This window comes from Nocardia albiluteola (assembly GCF_018860155.1).
GTDB lineage: Bacteria > Actinomycetota > Actinomycetes > Mycobacteriales > Mycobacteriaceae > Nocardia > Nocardia albiluteola.
In genome coordinates this window covers 271,659-288,702 of the sequence record NZ_JAHKNI010000002.1, presented here as the reverse complement: position 1 = coordinate 288,702, position 17,044 = coordinate 271,659, and the positions used below count along the sequence as shown (strand labels likewise).

The following is a 17,044-nucleotide window of genomic DNA, read 5'->3' as shown; positions in this document are numbered from 1 at the left end:
CTCACCGCGCCGCCACCCCCGCGTGCGGGTGGGGTGGCCGTGCCGGGGCCGGCCCCGCACGACCGCGGGAACCGGTTACAGGCAGCTGTGCGCTTTCAGCTGGGAGTAGGTCGCATCGGAGACAGTGATCTTGTCACCGACTTTGGCGTGCGTCAGCGTGGATGCATTGATGCCGGCCGTTGTCGCGCAGTGCAGCATATTGGCGCTCACCGTGATGCTCTGGTCGGCATGCGCAGCACCGGCCCCGATGATGGACGCCCCGGTCAGCGCAATAGCTAAGACACCTGTCTTGACAAATCGCATGCGAGTTCCTCTCTCGAAATCAAAGATCGGTACCACATCTGACCATTAGATGATGCCAGTCGAATCCCCGAAACCAACCGAAGGGTCCACTTCGGGCGACGAGCCGGTTCGATACGCTGCCGGCCGCCGGGAATCACGGCTTGCGCGCGGGGCCGCGGATCAGGAGGGTGGACATATGGATTCGCTCATCATGTCCGCGCGCGACCTCGAGTTCCTGCTCTACGACTGGCTGGACACCGCGCGGCTGACCGAGCGAGAACTGTACTCCGAGCATTCCCGGGAGACCTTCGACCAGGTGCTGGACCTGTCGCGAGAGCTCGCGACGCGGTATTTCGCCCCCCACAACCGCGCGAGCGACCTGCACGAGCCCACCTTCGACGGCGAGAAGGTGCACATCCTGCCCGAGGTGAAGCAGGCCCTGGACGCGTTCGCCGAGGCGGGCCTGATCGGTGCGGCGATGAGCGAGCGGGTGGGCGGCATGCAACTGCCGCACACGATCTTCACCGCGTGCATGGCGTGGTTCTACGCCGCGAACGCCGCCACCACCAGCTATCCGATGCTCACCATGGGCAATGCGAACCTGCTCGCCGCCCACGCCTCGGACGAGCAGATCGAGCAGTTCGTGCTGCCGATGGTGGAGGGCCGCTACTTCGGCACCATGGCGCTGTCCGAGCCGCAGGCGGGCTCGAACCTCGCGGACATCACCACCCGCGCCGAACCCCAGGACGACGGCACCTACCGGCTGTTCGGCCGCAAGATGTGGATCTCCGGCGGCGATCACGAACTCTCGGAGAACATCGTCCACCTGGTACTGGCCAAGATTCCGGGCGGACCCGGGGGCACGCGCGGCATCTCGCTGTTCATCGTGCCGAAATACCTTGCGGGCCAAGAACACAACGACGTCGTGCTGGCGGGCATCAACCACAAGATGGGCTGGCGCGGTACGGTCAACACCGCGCCGGTCTTCGGCGACGGCGCGTTCACTCCCGGCGGCAGGCCCGGGGCCGTGGGCTACCTGGTCGGCGAGCCGAATCAGGGGCTGGCCTACATGTTCCACATGATGAACGAGGCGCGCCTGGGCATCGGGCTCGCCGCGACCGCGATGGGTTACACCGGCTACCTCAAGGCGCTGGACTACGCCCGCGCCCGTCCCCAGGGCAGACCGATCGGCGTCAAGGGCGGCCCGCAGGTGCCGATCGCGGACCACCCCGACGTGCGGCGAATGCTGTTGGCGCAGAAGTCCTATGTCGAGGGCTCGCTGGCGCTGCAGCTGTACTGCGCCACCCTCATCGACGATCGGCGCAGCGCCACAACCGAATCCGAGCGCACCCGTGCGGAAACGCTGCTACGCGTGCTGACCCCGATCGCCAAGAGCTGGCCCAGCCAGTGGTGCCTGGCGGCCAACGACCTGGCCATCCAGGTGCACGGTGGCGCGGGCTACACCCGCGACTACGACGTCGAACAGCACTACCGGGACAACCGCCTGAACCCGATTCACGAAGGCACACACGGCATTCAGAGTCTGGATCTGCTCGGCCGGGCGGTCACCGCCGAGAACGGGGCCGCGCTCTCGCTGCTGCTGGACACCATCGGCGAGACGGTCGCGGCGGCCGGAGCCACCGGCGACGCCGAACTCGGCAACTTCGGCGACGATCTGGCCCGGGCCACCGGTCGCATCGCCACCAGCACCGCCCTGCTCTGGAAGGGCATGGATCCGGAGACGGCGCTGGCCAATTCGGCGGCGTATCTGGAGGCGTTCGGCCACGTCGTGCTGGCCTGGATCTGGCTCGAGCAGGCGATCGCCGCACACGGCCACGACACCGCCTTCCACCACGGCAAGCGCGCCGCGGCCCGATACTTCTACCGCTGGGAATTACCGCGCACCACACCGCTTTTCGATCTACTCGACAGCCTCGACCGCACCACCTTGGACCTGGATCCGTCCTGGTTGTGATCCCGTCACGGAGATCGGGAGAGGGGACTACCCCCCGGTTGTTCCCGGTCCCGGATCGCCGGAGCCGGTGTTGTGGTCCGGCACGACGAGGCAATCGTGCACCTCCGGCGGGAGGTTTTCGAACCAGCTTCGCTCAGCTCCCGGTTCGGGCAGAGCGCGGCCGAATTCGACCATGTCGCCGTGGAAAAGCTCATTCAGATACACCCACACCGCCGATGAGGGGATGTGCAGCGCTCGGGTGAGGAGATCGGTGATTCCGGCCGCGATGCGTTTATTGCGATCACCCGTCCGCTTGCTGCGAATGTGCCCATACACCCACACCCCGTGGGCGGGGGCCGATTGTCCGCCGATGAAATGATCGTCCGGATCGAGAGTGTGAAATACGCACTGAATCAACGCGATCGGAGCTCCGGTGACTTCGTGGTGGATCCGCGCAATCCCCGCGGCGAGCTGCGCCTTGGCGGCGGCGTCGACCTGACCTCGATGGTTGTAGCACTCGTACGTCGGCACGGCGGTTTCCTCTCTAGTTGTCCGGGCTCGCCTGCTTGGCGACGGCAATGAACGCTGACAGCTCGGCGGCAATGTCCGGACCTGTTGGCTGGTAGATGATTTCGGTGACACCGCCTCGTTCGATCGCCACCAGGCGGCGGGCGAGTTCATCGGCGGTGCCGGTCAGTGTGGTGGCGGGTATCGCGGCCCAGCTGCCGGCCTCCCAGGCAGCCCGATCTGCCTCACTGAAGCCGACCAGGTGCTGGTCGAAAATGACGAAATGGCGGTCGGCCTCGGGCACTTGGTTGATGGCGTCGAGCCACACTCTGCCCGCGGGCATCGCAGTGAGATCTCCGCCGAATTCGTAGGCCGAATGGTAGGCAAGCGCATTTCCAGGGCCGGCCGCCGCGGCGACGCGTGGGGAGTCCAGGGCCTCCCCGGGATCGAGGACCGTTCCGTGCGCGGGCATGCTGACCCAGGTGAAGTCCTCGGCGGAGCCGGTATCACCCTTGGTGAACAGGCCGTCGCCCAATTCCTTTGCCACACCGAGCCCCTTGGGGCCGTACGCCGAGATCAGTACCGGCACGTCGATCGGTCTGCGAGGCGCGTGGCCCTCGGGATGCAACATCCGCATACGGTGTCCGTTCCAGTCGACGGTTTCGCCGCGTAGCAAGGCCCGGAATGTTCTCACGTAATCGGTCAGATACGTCCACGTCGCGGCCTTGGCTCCGATCGCCCTGGCGCCGGAGTGACCCGTACCGAACGCCACCGCCACCCGTCCCGGCGCCATCGCCGACAGCCCTGCCGCCCCCGCGACGTTGACCATCGGGTGCCGCAGCGCCGGTACGAGGACGGCGGGCCCGAGCCCGATGCGCTCGGTGCGCACGGCCGCCAACGCCAGCATCATCCATACATCCGGGCCCTGATGGGGCGCGTCATGCAGCCAGGCGCGGTCATAACCGAGTTGTTCGGCGACGGCGATATGCGCTGGTGAATCCAGAGACGTCGCAAAATGCGCGGAGATCTTCACTGCGGTTTCACCACTTCCACCATGATCTCGTCGGCCTGCGGCCGCATCTGCAGCAACGACATCGTCTCGGCGACATAGGAATTCAGCGGCATCAGCGTGTCGGGGTCGAGACCCAGCCCGTCCGCGAGTTCGGTCTGCACCCGCGGCGGGATTATTTCGATCACCTGAACCGCGGTGTCGCGCAACTGAAAACGCAGGGACTGAGTGTAGGAATGCAGCGCGGCCTTGGTCGCGCAATATGTCGGCATGCTGGCGTTCGGCGCGAACGCCAGCCCGGACGTGACATTGAGAATCGCGGCGTGTGGCCGGCTCACCAATGCGGGCAACAACGCCGAGGTCAGCCGGATCGGCCCGAGTAGATTCACCTCCACGATCGCCTGTGCCCTCTCGGTGTCACCGGCGGTCAGGTCCTCGACGTGCGAGACACCGGCGTTGTTGATCACGACGTCGAGGTCCGGAAAGCGGTCGGTCAGCTCGACGGTGAATCGCCGGATGTCATCGGAGTCACCCTGATCCAACTGCAGATACTGCATTCCCGGGTTCGCGCTCACGACGGCCTGCAACGGCGCTCGCCGTCGCCCCGCGATGACTACCCGATTGCCCAATCGGTGTAGCGCCGTGGCCAAACCTCGGCCGATTCCAGTGCCACCGCCGGTCACCAGGATCGTGTTGCCCGTCAACTGCATGACATCGTCCTTTTGTAGACGCCTACGTTCACTATCGCTGTCAGCGTATGCCCGGAGAATAGGGAACGCAAGCGGCTACTATTGTCGAATGTCGAACAAGAGTGGAGTCACGCGCAGTCGCCGGCGCGGCGAAGAGCTCGAGCACGCCCTGTATGCCGCAACACTGGCGGAGCTGACGGACGTCGGGTATGGCCGACTCGCCATGGAGGCAATCGCGGCACGCGCCCAGACCGGCAAGGCGGCCCTGTATCGGCGCTGGCCCACCAAACAGGCGCTGGTGCTGGCCGCCTTGCTTCATGCACTGCCCCCACTCCCCGAGCCGCGGGCCGAGCGCTCGAGCCGAGAGAACCTACTGTCCGTGCTCATCGCGATCGGCGACGTCATGGCGGGCAGAACGACGTTTCCGGGGCTGGATATCCTCGGCCAGGTCCTGCGCGAGCCTGAACTGCGAGCCATATATGCCGAGAAGTTGATCGCCCCACGGATACGGGTGATCGACGCCATCCTGCGGGACGCCGAAGCCAACGGCGAGTTCGACGCGAGCACCCTCCCGCCGCTGACCGCACGCATCGGACCGGCGCTGATCATCCAGCAGGTGCTACTCACCGGCGCGCCGCCGACGCGGCGAGAACTCAGCGAGATCGTCGACGCCCTACTCCCCGAATCGTCACCGACATCCTCGAGCGACGACTCCCATTAGCGCTTCGTCGTATCGGTCGCGGTTGAGTCCGCGCCCCCGCACTCGAGATGTGTGACTAGGGTGGTCCGGTGGATGTGGACTGGCCGGAGCTGCGCAAACAAGCCTTCCTCGAGGAGGATGCGGCGGTGCTGGCGTTGAACAAGCCCGCCGGGATCTCGGTGACGGGAGAGCGGCACGATACCGATATCGTGCGGCTGGCCGCCGAGCACGGCGAGACGCTGTATCCGGTGCATCGGATCGATAAGGTCACCTCGGGGCTGGTGTTGCTGGCCAAGGAACTGGCCGCGCACGGAGAACTGACGCGGCAATTCAACAAGCGCACCGCCGAGAAGGCGTATCTGGCGGTCACCGCGTCCACCGGGCTGCCCGATTCCGGCGTCATCGAGTTGCCGCTGAGCGTGGGACGCAAGAACCGGGTGCGAATCGCCGCGCCACGCGAGGCCATCGTTCGCGACGGTGATACCTGGTCCGTCGCGGAACGAGATCTGCTGGCAGGCAAGAACTATCCGTCGCGCACCGAGTTCACGACCGTGCTGCGCGGCGCGGAGCACACGGTGCTGGCGGTGCGGCCGATCACGGGACGTCGCCATCAGATTCGGGTGCACCTGGCCTGGATCGGGCATCCGATCGCCGGTGACCCGCTGTTCGACAAGTCCGGCGCCTACCAACGGACGCACCTGCATTCGTGGCGGCTGCGGCTCGACGCGTCGTGGCGCGACGGTGGCGAGCTCGCGCTGGAGGCCGCGCCCGGGCCGGACTTCTGGACAATCGGCGGGACACAGCTCACGGACGATCCAGCGACCCTGCTCGACGGCGTCACCCAGGCGTGATTCGCCGGCAACGCCGCGGATTCATGCCTTTTCGCTATATTTGGTGGCGCGTCTCATGAAGACTTCATAGCAATCGGCAATCTACCCTGATGAGGTGCCGACCAGGCACGCTCGGGCGCAATGGCGCGATTCCCACGAGAAAGCGAACGCCGTGATTCTGTTGGCTCAGCTCAGCGACACCCACTTCAATCTGCAGGCGCGCACTACCGAACGTGTCGAACGCGTGATGGCCTATCTGGCCACGCTGCCGCGCAAGCCCGACGCGATCCTGGTCACCGGCGACATCACCGATTCGGGCAAGGCCGAACAGTACGAACAGGCCCTGGCGGCGCTGCGTTCGCCGGTCCCGCTGTGGGTGCTGCCGGGCAATCACGACGATCGCTCGAATCTGCGCGAGGTCGTGCTGGGCGAACCGGCCTCGGCCGAACCGATCAACCAGGCGATGCGGCTGGACGGTGTGACGGTGGCGCTGCTGGATTCGACGGTGCCCGGCGAGGGCGGCGGCGAACTGGACGACGACACGTTCGCCTGGTTGACCGATCTGCTGCGCGCGACCCCCGACAACGACGCGGTGCTCGTGGCGCTGCATCACCCGCCGATACCCATGCACAGCACGGTGTGCGATCCGATTCGCCTCGCCAACCCGACCTGGCTCGAGCAGATCGTCGCGGCGGACCATCGCATCCTCGGCGTGCTCGCCGGGCACACACATGCGATGGGAGTCAGCGTGTTCGGCGGCAAGCCACTGATCGTCGCACCCGGCATTTCCTCGGTGATCGGCGGCGCCTGGGAGGTCGGTGCGCCCGACGACTTCCCCGTCGATTACGCGGCGGACCCGGCGGTACTGCTGCACGCGGTGCAGGACGGGCGCCTCACGACCCTGCACCGCCCGGTCCCCATGGGCGGCAGCGTCGCCACGCTCTGATGCCTCCCGCTTGTCGGTGGTAACGGCCAGACTGGGGCGGTGCGTGCGAGCAGGTTGCTGTCCATCGTGCTGTTACTGCAGACCCGGGGCGAATGACGGCCGTTCAGCTGGCGCATCGTCCGCCGCGGGTCGGACCCACATCGACGAATCGCCCGGCGAAACCTCGCCCGCCAGCCGAAGCCGCTCGTGACGGTGTCCCGGGGCTACCTGCGCACCCGCTCGCGGCGGTAGGAGGCGGGGGTCGTGCCGGTCCAGCGCTTGAAGGCGAAGATGAACGTCGAGGCCTCCGCGTAGCCGAGGCGGATCGCGACGTCGCTCACCGAAAGCGGGGTGGCGGTGAGCATTTCCTCGGCCAGGGTGCGGCGCACCTCGTCCAGGAGGGCGCGGTAGCTGGTGCCGGAGGCGTCGAGGTGGCGGCGCAGGGTTCGGGTGCTCATATTGAGGTCGCGGGCCACCGCATCGATGCCCAGCGGGGCGGCGTAGCCGTCGGCGCCGCCCCGGGGGACCAGGCGTTCGCGCACCTGGGAGGCGATTCCGGTGCGGGCGCCGCGGCGATGCACGAGCTCTCGGCACTGCGCCAGGCACATCGCCCAGGTGTGCTCGTTGGCCTGCGGTAGCGGCTGGTCCAGCAGCGCCGGGTCGAGCGAGAACAGATTCTGCGGTCGTCCGAAAAGCGGTCGCACGCCGACGATTTCGGCGAGGGTGCCCGCGTATTCCGGTTCCGGATAGTCGAATTCGGCCCGCAGCAGCGTGAGCGGACGGCCCAGCAGATCGCTCATCACCTGATGCATGGCCAGCACGTCGCGCTCGACCAGGAAGCGCCGCACGTCAGCAGGGACCAGCTCGTCGTGGATGTCGGCGACGAATTCGCCCGGTTCCGAGCGCACGACCGGCAGGCAGAAGGTGAAGCTCAGTTCCAGGTAACGCAGCGCGAAGGCGATCGCGTCGCCCAGGGTCGGGCTGCTGACGCAGGCGAAGCCGAAAATTCCGAAGGTGGTGATGTGATAGCGGCGGCCCAGCTCCACGCCCATCGCGGGGCGTCGCCCGCCCAGGGCTCGCACCAGATTGCGGATCACGGTCAGCTCGGTGTGCGCGTCGATCTGGGCGTCGGGATCGGCCAGGATACGTTCGGTGAGGGCGGTGCCGCGTAGCATCGCCACGGCCGGGACCCCGTGTTCGCGCGCGTAACCCACCATGAGCGCGACGCTCGCTACGCCCCGCGGGAAATCCCAGTCGCGAATTCCGGGATGCTGCACCGTTACCATACGACGATTATGGCCGAATATCTCGATATTGCGGTCGGCGACTGCCTAGAGTGGAGTGAACACCCACGTCAGGAGATCGCTATGTCGACAACGACACCATCGGTCATCATCATAGGCGCCGGATTCGGCGGCCTCGGCATGGCAATGGAACTGCGGCGCAGCGGGTTCGACAACTTCACCATTCTGGAGCGGGCGACCGCGGCGGGCGGGGTATGGCGGGAGAACACCTATCCGGGCGCGGCGTGCGATGTGCCCTCGCCGCTGTATTCGTACTCCTACGCGCCGCGGGCGGACTGGCCGCACCGATTTTCGGGCGCCGAGGAGATCCGGAAGTATCTCGACGGGCTCGCGCAACGCCATCGGCTGCTGGAACGGATCCGGTTCGGGGCCGAGGTCGCCGAGGCGGCCTTCGACGAGTCCGCCGGGGTCTGGACCGTGCGCACCGCCGAGGGGACGGAGTACTCCGCCGACGTACTGATCTGTGCCGTGGGTCAGCTCTCGCGGCCGCGGCTGCCCGATATTCCGGGGCGCGAGAGCTTCCGGGGTCCGTCGTTCCACTCGGCGCAGTGGGACCACTCGGCCGAGCTGTCGGGCCGGAGGGTCGCCGTTATCGGAACCGGCGCCAGCGCAATCCAATTCGTGCCCGCGATCGCCCCGGAGGTGGCGCGGCTGACGGTCTTCCAGCGCACCGCGCCCTGGGTGCTGCGCCGCACCGACCGGGAGTACCGGCCGATCCATCACGCGCTGTTCCGATACGTGCCGGGATTGCGTCTGGCGCAACGGCTCTGGGTGTGGTGCTTCCTGGAGTTCTTCGCCCTGGGGCTGGCCGATCTGCCGGTCCTGCGGCGCGTGCTCGCCCTGGTGTGCCGGAAGAGCCTGGAACACGACGTGGTCGATCCAGAGCTGCGCGCCAAGCTCACCCCGGACTATCCGGTGCTGTGCAAGCGGGTGCTGTTCTCCAACGAGTACTACCCCGCCCTGACCCTGCCCACCGTGGACGTGGAGACCACCCCGATCGATCGGATCGTGCCCGAGGGGGTCCGCACCGCCGACGGCGCGGTGCATCCCGCGGACGTGATCGTCTACGGCACCGGCTTCAAGGGCAGCGAATTCCTCTGGCCGATACGCATTCTCGGCCGCGGCGGCCGCGACCTCGCCGACGCCTGGTCCGGCGGCGCCCGCGCCTACCTGGGCATGACGGTCCCGCAATTCCCGAACATGTTCCTGCTCTACGGCCCCAACACCAATCTCGGCATCGGCTCGATCATCTACATGATCGAATGCCAGGCCCGCTACATCCGCAAGGCCCTGGGCTACCTGGCAACGCATCCGGGCCGCGCCTTGGAGGTAAAGCCTGGCGTCGCAAGGGATTTCGACGAGCACACCCAGCACCGGCTCGAACGCACACCGTGGACGGCCTGCTCCAGCTGGTACCGCAACGCCGCGGGGCGCATCACCAACAACTGGCCCGGCACAGTCACCGCCTACCGTTTGCGGACTCGCTCAGTGGATCTCGCGGACTACGAGCTGATCGACACGACTTCCAGCTGACCCACGAGAGTCGGCCTGCCGTCGGATTGCACTGTTCTTCGGTGCCTGGTGAATTGTTGTCCGACAAGGTATTCGGCCCCGCCGGGTTTGTGCCCGGCCGACCGGTGTTGCGTACGAGCCGGCCGGGCGCTGCAACTTCGAGTCACCGATCGGCGGTCACCGGGACAACATTTCGCCGGGCGCCAGTTCGAGGGCGAGACGGTAGACCGCCGGCCGTGCGGTGAGATCGAGATCGTTCTGGATCCGCGTCGTCAGCTCACGCCATTCCGGAGTGCTGAGGGCGTTACCCAGGGCGGCGCCGCTGTCCCAGTCCCCGACGTTGACGAAGACCGCCTCGGCGGCCGCACCGACCGCCTCGAACATTCGAGTTCGGCGGAAACCGGCAGCGGCCGCCATGCACTGGGCACTGTCGCGCCAGCGCTCCAGGAACAGGTCCCGCTGCGCGGCGGGTACGGACATCGTGTTGATCACTGTGACCGGGGCGTCGGTGTCGGGGACGGCCGGGTTGCTTGCGTTGGTCATATTGTCACCGTAAATGACAATCTTCTTAGATGTCAATACCTAGCTATGGCAATCCCGTTGAGTTGCTAGTGTGAGGTCATGATGAACCGGTCGCTGGACTCGCGTGGGGTCTTCCTGTTGTCGCAGATCGGTCATCACGTGGCCGACCGGTTCACCGAGCAGCTGGCACGACTGGATCTGAACCCGGCCCACTTCGCCGTCCTGGGCAACCTGGCCGCCGGGGATGGCCGCAGCCAGCAGGAACTCGCGGACCTACTACGGGTGCACCGCAACGCAATGGTCGGTCTGGTCGACGAGTTGGAGGAGCGCGCCCTGGTAACCCGGCGCCCCCACCCCGACGACCGGCGCGCCCACGCGGTCCACCTCACCGATCACGCACGAGAAGTGCTGAAGGCCATCCACTCCGAGGCCGACGCCCTGGAATCCGAAATCCTCGCCCCCCTGGACGAATCCGAACGAGCCCTGCTCCTGCCCCTCCTCCAGCGCATCGCCGCCCGCGCAAACCTCCCCGCCGGAATCCACCCCGGGTTGCAGCGCCGGCGGCGCGCCCGCCGGGAATCGCAGTGAGCTAGGCCCATCACAGCCGGGCCGACGGCTACTCCCGCACTGTGCCTCCGGAATCCACCAGGCGGCCTCCGCACGAAAAAGGTTGTGGGACTGCGTCGAAGAAGGTGGTTCGGGGTCGCCGGGCGCGGGGTGGGGTGTTCGCGAGCCGCCGCGTGTGCCGGTTGGTCAACCGAGGCGAGCGGCGCGGCGCCAGGCGGCAGCGCGCAGCAGCCGCAGGCCGTTGAGGCCGACGATGACCGTGGAGCCTTCGTGTCCTGCCACGCCCAGCGGCAGTGGCAGTGTGCCTGCCAGGTCCCAGATCACGAGCACGCCGATGAAGGTCGCGGCGATGATCAGATTGGCCATGACCACGCGGCGGGCGCGGCGGGAGAGGTTGATGACGGTGGGGATGGCGGTGAGGTCGTCGCGGACCACGACCGCGTCGGCGGTCTGCAGGGTTAGGTCCGATCCGGCGCCGCCCATCGCGATCCCGGCGTGCGCGACGGCCAGGGCGGGAGCGTCGTTGATGCCGTCGCCGACCATCGCGATCTTGGCACCGTCGGCTTGCAGTTGCTGTACGGCGCCGACCTTGTCCTCGGGCAGCAGCCCGGCCCGCACATCGGTGATGCCGACCTGTTCGGCCAGCCGGTGGGCGGTGGCGGGGTTGTCGCCGGTCAGCAGCACCGGCCCGGCGCTGGTGAGCGCGGCGGCGGCGGTCACCGCGGCGGCGGCCTCGCCGCGCAGTTGATCGCTGAGCGCCAGGACACCGACCGGACGCTGCTCGCAGGTGACGATCACCGCGGTATAGCCACGCGCCTGCAACGCCTCCACCGCGGCGGACTCGGCGCTGCCGTCGGCGGCGGGCAGCAGCGTGGCGGGGGATCCCACACCGATGAAGCGGTCGCCGACCAGGGCGCTGACTCCGCGACCGGGTTGGGCGGTGAACTCCTCGACAGCGGGCAGATCCAGGCCGCGTGCGCGCGCGGCGCGCACGATCGCCGCGGCGAGGGGGTGCTCGCTGGGGTGTTCGGCCGCAGCGGCGTACCGCAGCAGTTCGTCGTCGTCGAATTGCGTGTCGAGGGTGCGGATTTCGGCGAGTTCGGGGGTGCCACGGGTCAGGGTGCCGGTCTTGTCGAACGCAATACGGGTGGTGGCGCCGAGTTGTTCCATCACGACCGCGGATTTGGCGAGCACGCCGTGGCGGCCCGCGTTCGCGATCGCCGCCAGCAGCGGTGGCATGGTCGCGAGGACGACCGCGCAGGGAGAGGCGACGATCATGAATGTCATCGCTCGCAGCAGAGCTCGCTGTAGCGGGTCGCCCAGCAGCAGCGGCACGAGGAACACGGCCAGGGTGACCGCCACCATGCCGACCGAGTAGCGCTGTTCGACCTTCTCGATGAACAGCTGGGTGCGGGCCTTGGTCCGGCTGGCCTGCTCGACCAGGGTGGCGATGCGGGCCACGACGGAGTCTTCGGCGCGGCGGTCCACCCGCAGACGCAGCGCGCCGGTGCCGTTGATCGTGCCCGCGAACACCTCGTCACCGCGGGCCTTGTCCACCGGCAGCGGTTCGCCGGTGATGGTGGCCTGGTCGACCTCGCTCCCGCCGCCGATCACGGTGGCGTCGGCGGGAATCCGTTCACCCGGGCGCACTACGAGTTCGTCACCGACCCCGAGGTCGGCCGCGGGCACCGTCGTCTCTTTTCCGACGGCGTCGATGCGGGTGGCGGTGTCCGGGGCCAGGTCCAGCAGCCCGCGCACCGAGTCCTCGGTACGGGCGGTCGCCAAGGCCTCCAGCGCGCCGGAGGTGGCAAAGATGACGATCAGCAGCGCACCGTCGGTGATCTGCCCGATCGACGCCGCACCGATCGCCGCGACGACCATCAGCAAATCCACGTCCAGGGTCTTCTCGCGCAGCGCTTGCAGCCCGGCCAGGCCGGGCTCCCAGCCGCCCGCGGCATAACAGGCCAGATACAACGCCCACCAGATCCCCTGCGGCACACCGGCGAGCTGCGCGGCCAGACCAACCGTGAACAAGACCAAAGCCAGTACCGCCCAACGAATCTCGGGCAGCGCAAACAGCTTCGTGCGGCGCGCGGGTACCCGTCCGGCAGCCGGGACCGAGCGATCGGGCGCGAGGGTCGGCGCGACCACGAGTCACCTCCACATGTGCATTTCGACGGACTCGACCCACCATAACAGAAGACATGAACATGTCTTCATGTGTCCGCTGGGGGGTAGGCTGCGCAGGTATGGGACACGGGATCGAGGGCCGCGACCGCCCCGCCGCGCGGCTGGATGCCGAATCCGCCGCCCACGTCGCGACCACTCTGCAGGCTCTGGCCACCCCGAGCAGGTTGCTGATCCTGACCGAGCTGCGTCACGGCCCGCGCCCGGTCACCGACCTGGCCGAAGCGGTCGGTATGGAGCAGTCCGCGGTCTCCCATCAGCTCCGGTTGCTGCGCAACCTGGGCCTGGTGACCGGCACCCGCGCCGGCCGCTCCATCGTCTACAGCCTGTACGACAACCACGTCGCTCAACTCCTGGACGAAGCGGTCTACCACAGCGAACACCTGCGCCTCGGGTTGTCCGACCGGCCCGAAACCGCAAGCTGAGCGCCGCTGCACGCCATCGCACCCAATATTGAACCGAACGCTACCTTCTCAGAAGTAACTGCTGTTACATTTCAATCCGTGACAGACAATCGGAGCGCCGGTGTGCGCTGGCTGGTGCTGGTGGTGCGGGTGCCGACCGAACCGTCGCGGCATCGGGTTGCGGTGTGGCGCGAGCTGCGCCGGGTTGGTGCACTGCAGATCGGGCAGGGCGTGTGGGTCGTGCCGGACGTGCCCGTGTTCGCCGAGGGCGTTACCAAAGTGATCGAGCTGGCGCGCCGCGGCGAGGGCGAAGTCCTGGTGCTCGATGCCGCCGGACGCGAGGAGCCCGACTCCGCCCGTCTCGAGGCGCTGTTCACCGCCGAGCGCAGCGAGGAATGGGGCGAATTCCTCTCCGACTGCGCGGGATTCGACGCCGAGATCGACAAGGAGATCGCGAAGGCGAAATTCACCATGGCCGAACTCGAGGAGGAAGAGCAGAGCCTGGAACGACTACGCCGCTGGCACCGCGACATCAAGGCCCGCGACGTGTTCGGCGCTCCCGCCGCCGCCGAGGCCGCCGGGCAGCTCGAGCACTGCACCGAGCGGCTGGCCGACTACACCGAGCGGGTCTTCGCGGCCCTGCACCAGATGTGACCACCACCGAGACCGGCCCGCGCCGGCCACGACTGCTGCCGCTGTATGCGGCCGGATTCGTCACCGCGTTCGGTGCGCACAGCATTGCCGCGAGCCTGGCCGGTTTCACCGCGGCCGAACACGCGAGCCTGCTCGCACTGGGTGCGCTGCTGGCGGTCTACGACGGTGCGGAAGTGCTGCTCAAACCGGTCTTCGGGGCGCTCGCGGATCGCGTCGGCCCGCGCCGGGTACTGCTGGGCGGGCTGGTGGCGTTCGCGCTCGCGTCCGCGGCGTTCGTGGTGGCGGGTAATCCCGGACTGGTCGGGGTCGCGCGCTTCGCTCAGGGCGCGGCCGCGGCCGCGTTTTCCCCGGCGGCCTCGGCGTTGGTCGCCCGTCTCACACCCGCGACCGGGCACGGCCGGACGTTCGGAAGCTATGGCGCGTGGAAGGGCGCGGGCTACGCGCTGGGCCCTGTGCTCGGTGGATTGCTGGTCACCCTCGGCGGCTACCGACTGCTGTTCACCGCCCTGGCGGCACTCGCTGCGGCAGTTGCGGTGTGGGCCGCGCTGGCCGTGCCCACCGTCGAGGTGTTGCCGAAAACCCGCCAGACTGTGCTGGATCTGGCCCGCCGGCTCACCGGCGGAGCGTTCCTGCGTCCCACCGCGGCCCTGGCCGGAGCCACCGCCGCCCTCGCCGCCGGGGTCGGCTTTCTGCCCGCGATCGGGGCCCGGCACGGACTGGGCCCCCTCGAGACCGGTGTCGTCGTCTCGCTGCTCGCCGCCACGGCGGCACTGGTCCAGCCGCGGGCGGGACGCGCCCGAGACGCCGGGCGTCTGCGCGACCGCACCGGCATGGCGGCCGGGTTGGGCTTGGCCGCGACAGGAATCGCGGTGGCCGCCCTCCTACCGGGAATCGCGGGCATCATGCTCGCTGCCGTGCTGATCGGAACGGGCACCGGGCTTATCACGCCCCTCGGCTTCGCCCACCTGGCCGCGACCAGCCCACCCGAACGCCTGGGCCAAACCATGGGTGCCGCCGAACTCGGACGCGAACTCGGCGACGCGGGCGGGCCGCTGCTCGTCGGCGCCGTCGCCACCGCGGCCACCATGAATACGGGACTACTGACCCTCACAACCATGCTGGGGGTACTTGCCGTCCTCGTCGCCTGCCGCAGCGCCCCCCGGCAAGCAGACCACCGGACCCGATCCGCCGGCTGAGTTCCGCGCGACCGGAAACGGCTTTCGGACAGGTGAATCCGTTCAGGTCATCGGCTCTGGTCTTGCCTGGCCACCCGTGGATGCAATCGCGGCTCTGGCTGTTTCCGAGAGCGCCGCCGTCCTCCGCCCAACGCCGAGACTGGCTGATACCGTAAGTAGCCATGGGAGATGACGGGGGTAATTCTGCAGCGGGGCAATCGATCTCGGTGGTTCCCGAACCCAGGAGCCACGATCAAGGCGGTGAAAAAATGACCGACGAATCGTCATCGTTCATCGAGCAGCTGCGCCACGTAGGGGAGGTAGAGTGGTTTCGCTATTCGGCCAGCTCGGATAAGGACGGAAATCCTGTACCACCGATTATCGTCTGGCGCTTCACCGAGCCTCGACCAACTATGTTCATCGATCAGCTCCGCCGCATGACCGAATCGACAGAACGCAAAATTGACTGGACAATCGACACATCCCGGAGAAATTGGGTCCTGATGCCGTCCAGGATCGTCGAAGTAAAGGCAAGGCAGCACCTCGCTACGGATGCCCAGGCAATCCATCACCTAACACAAGAGGACTCCGAATTCTGCCGTAACGCCTTGACGGATCTAACGCGGATAGTAAACGAGCTGAATCACATGATCACCGACCGCACGCTCGATATCTAGGTGATATGCCGATAGATTCCACGGCGGGTTGGATGACTTCCAATGAGTGCAAGGCGCGCGCCGATAGCGGTGGGGCCGAGGCGAGTTGCGAGCGGCGCCGCGGACGTCGTACCGTGACCGCAACCCGATAGGTGCTCTCCAGGAAAGACAGTCGCAGAGTGGGAGACCCGCCTCATCTGAGGAGGCGTGGGGTGGGCGACGTGATGACGCACGCCCAACTCCTACGGAGGATTTCATGCATATCGGTCTCGGCCTGCCCATTGCCGATCCCACTGCGCTGCCCGAATGGGCTCGCCGCGCCGAAGCCACCGGGTTCTCGACGCTCGGCCTGCTCGACCGCCTTGTTTACGACAATCCGGAACCGCTGGTCACGCTGGCGATGCTCGCCGGCGCCACCAGCCGGATCCGGATACAGACCGAGGTGTTGATCGCACCGCTGCGCGATCCTGCGCTGCTGGCCAAGCAGGCCGCCACGCTGGATCTGATGTCCGGCGGCCGTTTTGTGCTCGGCCTCGGTGTCGGCGGTCGCGAGGACGACCACGAGGCCAGCGGTACCGATATCCACGAGCGCGGCCGCCGCCTGGATCAGCAGCTCGGTGTGATGCAACGCCTGTGGTCAGGTGAGCGGTTCAGCGATAGTTGCGGTCCCATCGGTCCCGCACCCCGCACGTCCGGCGGTCCCGAACTGCTGTTCGGCGGCTTCCGGCCCGCCGCCATCGACCGCGTCGGCCGCTGGGGTGGTGGGCTGCTGGCGGCGGCCGCGCCGTCCTGGGCCGGCAATCTCATCGATCTGGCCCGCAAGTCCTGGTGCGAGCACGGCCGGTCCGGATCGCCGCGCATCGTTGCCCAGCTGAACACGGTCGTGGGCCCGCAGCCACTGATCGACCGGGCCCGCGGCGCCATCCTGGACTATTACGAGTTCAGCGGCCGCGCCGATTACATGGCCGGCGGCTTGCTCACCACGACAGACCAGATCCGTTCCGCTATCCGGCAATTCGAGGATCTCGGCGCCGATGAGGTCATGCTCTACTGCTACGGCACAGATCCTGATCAGGTCGACCGCCTGGCCGAGATCGTGCTGTGACGCCAGAAGCCGTGCCTGCCGCATAGCCGTCGTCCCTGCAGCCCTACTAGGCCCATAGCCAA

The 17,044-nt window shown here is 67.6% G+C and carries 18 protein-coding genes; 11 read left to right on the top strand and 7 right to left on the bottom strand.

The genetic code is table 11. The features are described from left to right. Positions 1-75 precede the first annotated feature (75 nt). The gene (locus KO481_RS07320; protein ID WP_215916224.1) at positions 76-303 is read right to left on the bottom strand and encodes a hypothetical protein; all 228 of its coding nucleotides are present in this window, start codon (positions 301-303) and stop codon (positions 76-78) included. A 175-nt stretch (positions 304-478) separates the two neighbouring features. On the opposite strand from KO481_RS07320, the gene KO481_RS07315 reads away from it, so the two are divergent. Continuing rightward, entirely contained in the window at positions 479-2,257 is a 1,779-nt protein-coding gene (locus tag KO481_RS07315) for an acyl-CoA dehydrogenase (protein ID WP_215916223.1), read from the top strand. A 27-nt stretch (positions 2,258-2,284) separates the two neighbouring features. On the opposite strand, the gene KO481_RS07310 is transcribed toward KO481_RS07315, so the two are convergent. From KO481_RS07310 to KO481_RS07300, 3 genes are read right to left on the bottom strand one after another with little or no spacing between them, the layout of a single operon-like run. After that, the gene (locus KO481_RS07310) at positions 2,285-2,767 is read right to left on the bottom strand and encodes a tautomerase family protein (protein WP_215916222.1); all 483 of its coding nucleotides are present in this window, start codon (positions 2,765-2,767) and stop codon (positions 2,285-2,287) included. Positions 2,768-2,780: 13 nt separating this feature from the next. After that, entirely contained in the window at positions 2,781-3,776 is a 996-nt protein-coding gene (locus KO481_RS07305; RefSeq protein WP_215916221.1) for an LLM class flavin-dependent oxidoreductase, read from the bottom strand. Then, complete coding sequence (locus KO481_RS07300; RefSeq protein ID WP_215916220.1) at positions 3,773-4,462, bottom strand: SDR family oxidoreductase; 690 nt, start codon at positions 4,460-4,462, stop codon at positions 3,773-3,775. Before KO481_RS07300 ends, KO481_RS07305 begins: the two co-directional genes overlap by 4 nt. Before the next feature lie 88 nt (positions 4,463-4,550). On the opposite strand from KO481_RS07300, the gene KO481_RS07295 reads away from it, so the two are divergent. The 3 genes from KO481_RS07295 to KO481_RS07285 all read left to right on the top strand — a co-directional run bounded on the left by KO481_RS07295 (position 4,551) and on the right by KO481_RS07285 (position 6,917). After that, the gene (locus KO481_RS07295) at positions 4,551-5,162 is read left to right on the top strand and encodes a TetR/AcrR family transcriptional regulator (RefSeq protein ID WP_215916219.1); all 612 of its coding nucleotides are present in this window, start codon (positions 4,551-4,553) and stop codon (positions 5,160-5,162) included. A gap of 68 nt (positions 5,163-5,230) precedes the next feature. Continuing rightward, entirely contained in the window at positions 5,231-5,992 is a 762-nt protein-coding gene (locus KO481_RS07290; protein ID WP_215916218.1) for an RluA family pseudouridine synthase, read from the top strand. Positions 5,993-6,086: 94 nt separating this feature from the next. After that, positions 6,087-6,917: a metallophosphoesterase gene (locus KO481_RS07285; RefSeq protein WP_308166399.1), complete on the top strand. Its 831-nt coding sequence runs from the start codon at positions 6,087-6,089 to the stop codon at positions 6,915-6,917. A gap of 203 nt (positions 6,918-7,120) precedes the next feature. On the opposite strand, the gene KO481_RS07280 is transcribed toward KO481_RS07285, so the two are convergent. Next, on the bottom strand, positions 7,121-8,182 hold the full coding sequence (locus tag KO481_RS07280) for an AraC family transcriptional regulator (RefSeq protein WP_215916217.1): 1,062 nt from the start codon (positions 8,180-8,182) through the stop codon (positions 7,121-7,123). Positions 8,183-8,263: 81 nt separating this feature from the next. Between KO481_RS07280 and KO481_RS07275 the strand changes: the two genes are divergently transcribed. Next, complete coding sequence (locus KO481_RS07275) at positions 8,264-9,733, top strand: flavin-containing monooxygenase (RefSeq protein WP_215916216.1); 1,470 nt, start codon at positions 8,264-8,266, stop codon at positions 9,731-9,733. 156 nt (positions 9,734-9,889) lie between these two features. On the opposite strand, the gene KO481_RS07270 is transcribed toward KO481_RS07275, so the two are convergent. Continuing rightward, positions 9,890-10,255, bottom strand: a complete 366-nt coding sequence (locus tag KO481_RS07270; RefSeq protein ID WP_215916215.1) for an antibiotic biosynthesis monooxygenase family protein — start codon at positions 10,253-10,255, stop codon at positions 9,890-9,892. Positions 10,256-10,333: 78 nt separating this feature from the next. On the opposite strand from KO481_RS07270, the gene KO481_RS07265 reads away from it, so the two are divergent. Beyond that, positions 10,334-10,822 carry a MarR family winged helix-turn-helix transcriptional regulator gene (locus KO481_RS07265; RefSeq protein ID WP_215916214.1) on the top strand — a complete coding sequence of 163 codons (489 nt, stop codon included), beginning with the start codon at positions 10,334-10,336 and terminating at the stop codon, positions 10,820-10,822. Between the two features lie 165 nt (positions 10,823-10,987). Here KO481_RS07265 and KO481_RS07260 read toward each other — a convergent pair whose 3' ends face one another. Next, positions 10,988-12,952, bottom strand: a complete 1,965-nt coding sequence (locus KO481_RS07260; RefSeq protein ID WP_215916213.1) for a heavy metal translocating P-type ATPase — start codon at positions 12,950-12,952, stop codon at positions 10,988-10,990. Between the two features lie 98 nt (positions 12,953-13,050). Between KO481_RS07260 and KO481_RS07255 the strand changes: the two genes are divergently transcribed. The 5 genes from KO481_RS07255 to KO481_RS07235 all read left to right on the top strand — a co-directional run bounded on the left by KO481_RS07255 (position 13,051) and on the right by KO481_RS07235 (position 16,982). After that, positions 13,051-13,413 (top strand): ArsR/SmtB family transcription factor, encoded by a 363-nt coding sequence (locus KO481_RS07255; protein ID WP_215916212.1) that lies wholly within the window; start codon positions 13,051-13,053, stop codon positions 13,411-13,413. A gap of 78 nt (positions 13,414-13,491) precedes the next feature. Further along, entirely contained in the window at positions 13,492-14,046 is a 555-nt protein-coding gene (locus KO481_RS07250; RefSeq protein WP_308166395.1) for a Chromate resistance protein ChrB, read from the top strand. After that, entirely contained in the window at positions 14,043-15,242 is a 1,200-nt protein-coding gene (locus tag KO481_RS07245) for an MFS transporter (protein ID WP_308166394.1), read from the top strand. Before KO481_RS07250 ends, KO481_RS07245 begins: the two co-directional genes overlap by 4 nt. A gap of 161 nt (positions 15,243-15,403) precedes the next feature. Next, positions 15,404-15,898: a hypothetical protein gene (locus KO481_RS07240; RefSeq protein ID WP_215916211.1), complete on the top strand. Its 495-nt coding sequence runs from the start codon at positions 15,404-15,406 to the stop codon at positions 15,896-15,898. Positions 15,899-16,133: 235 nt separating this feature from the next. Next, complete coding sequence (locus KO481_RS07235; protein WP_215916210.1) at positions 16,134-16,982, top strand: LLM class flavin-dependent oxidoreductase; 849 nt, start codon at positions 16,134-16,136, stop codon at positions 16,980-16,982. Positions 16,983-17,044: the final 62 nt, after the last annotated feature.

Coding starts and splice junctions, on each gene's coding strand:
- KO481_RS07320 (WP_215916224.1), bottom strand. CDS start 303: ATGCGATTTGTCAAGACAGGTGTCTTAGCTATTGCGCTGACCGGGGCG.
- KO481_RS07315 (WP_215916223.1), top strand. CDS start 479: ATGGATTCGCTCATCATGTCCGCGCGCGACCTCGAGTTCCTGCTCTAC.
- KO481_RS07300 (WP_215916220.1), bottom strand. CDS start 4,462: ATGCAGTTGACGGGCAACACGATCCTGGTGACCGGCGGTGGCACTGGA.
- KO481_RS07295 (WP_215916219.1), top strand. CDS start 4,551: ATGTCGAACAAGAGTGGAGTCACGCGCAGTCGCCGGCGCGGCGAAGAG.
- KO481_RS07280 (WP_215916217.1), bottom strand. CDS start 8,182: ATGGTAACGGTGCAGCATCCCGGAATTCGCGACTGGGATTTCCCGCGG.
- KO481_RS07275 (WP_215916216.1), top strand. CDS start 8,264: ATGTCGACAACGACACCATCGGTCATCATCATAGGCGCCGGATTCGGC.
- KO481_RS07270 (WP_215916215.1), bottom strand. CDS start 10,255: ATGACCAACGCAAGCAACCCGGCCGTCCCCGACACCGACGCCCCGGTC.
- KO481_RS07265 (WP_215916214.1), top strand. CDS start 10,334: ATGATGAACCGGTCGCTGGACTCGCGTGGGGTCTTCCTGTTGTCGCAG.
- KO481_RS07255 (WP_215916212.1), top strand. CDS start 13,051: ATGGGACACGGGATCGAGGGCCGCGACCGCCCCGCCGCGCGGCTGGAT.
- KO481_RS07240 (WP_215916211.1), top strand. CDS start 15,404: ATGGGAGATGACGGGGGTAATTCTGCAGCGGGGCAATCGATCTCGGTG.
- KO481_RS07235 (WP_215916210.1), top strand. CDS start 16,134: ATGCATATCGGTCTCGGCCTGCCCATTGCCGATCCCACTGCGCTGCCC.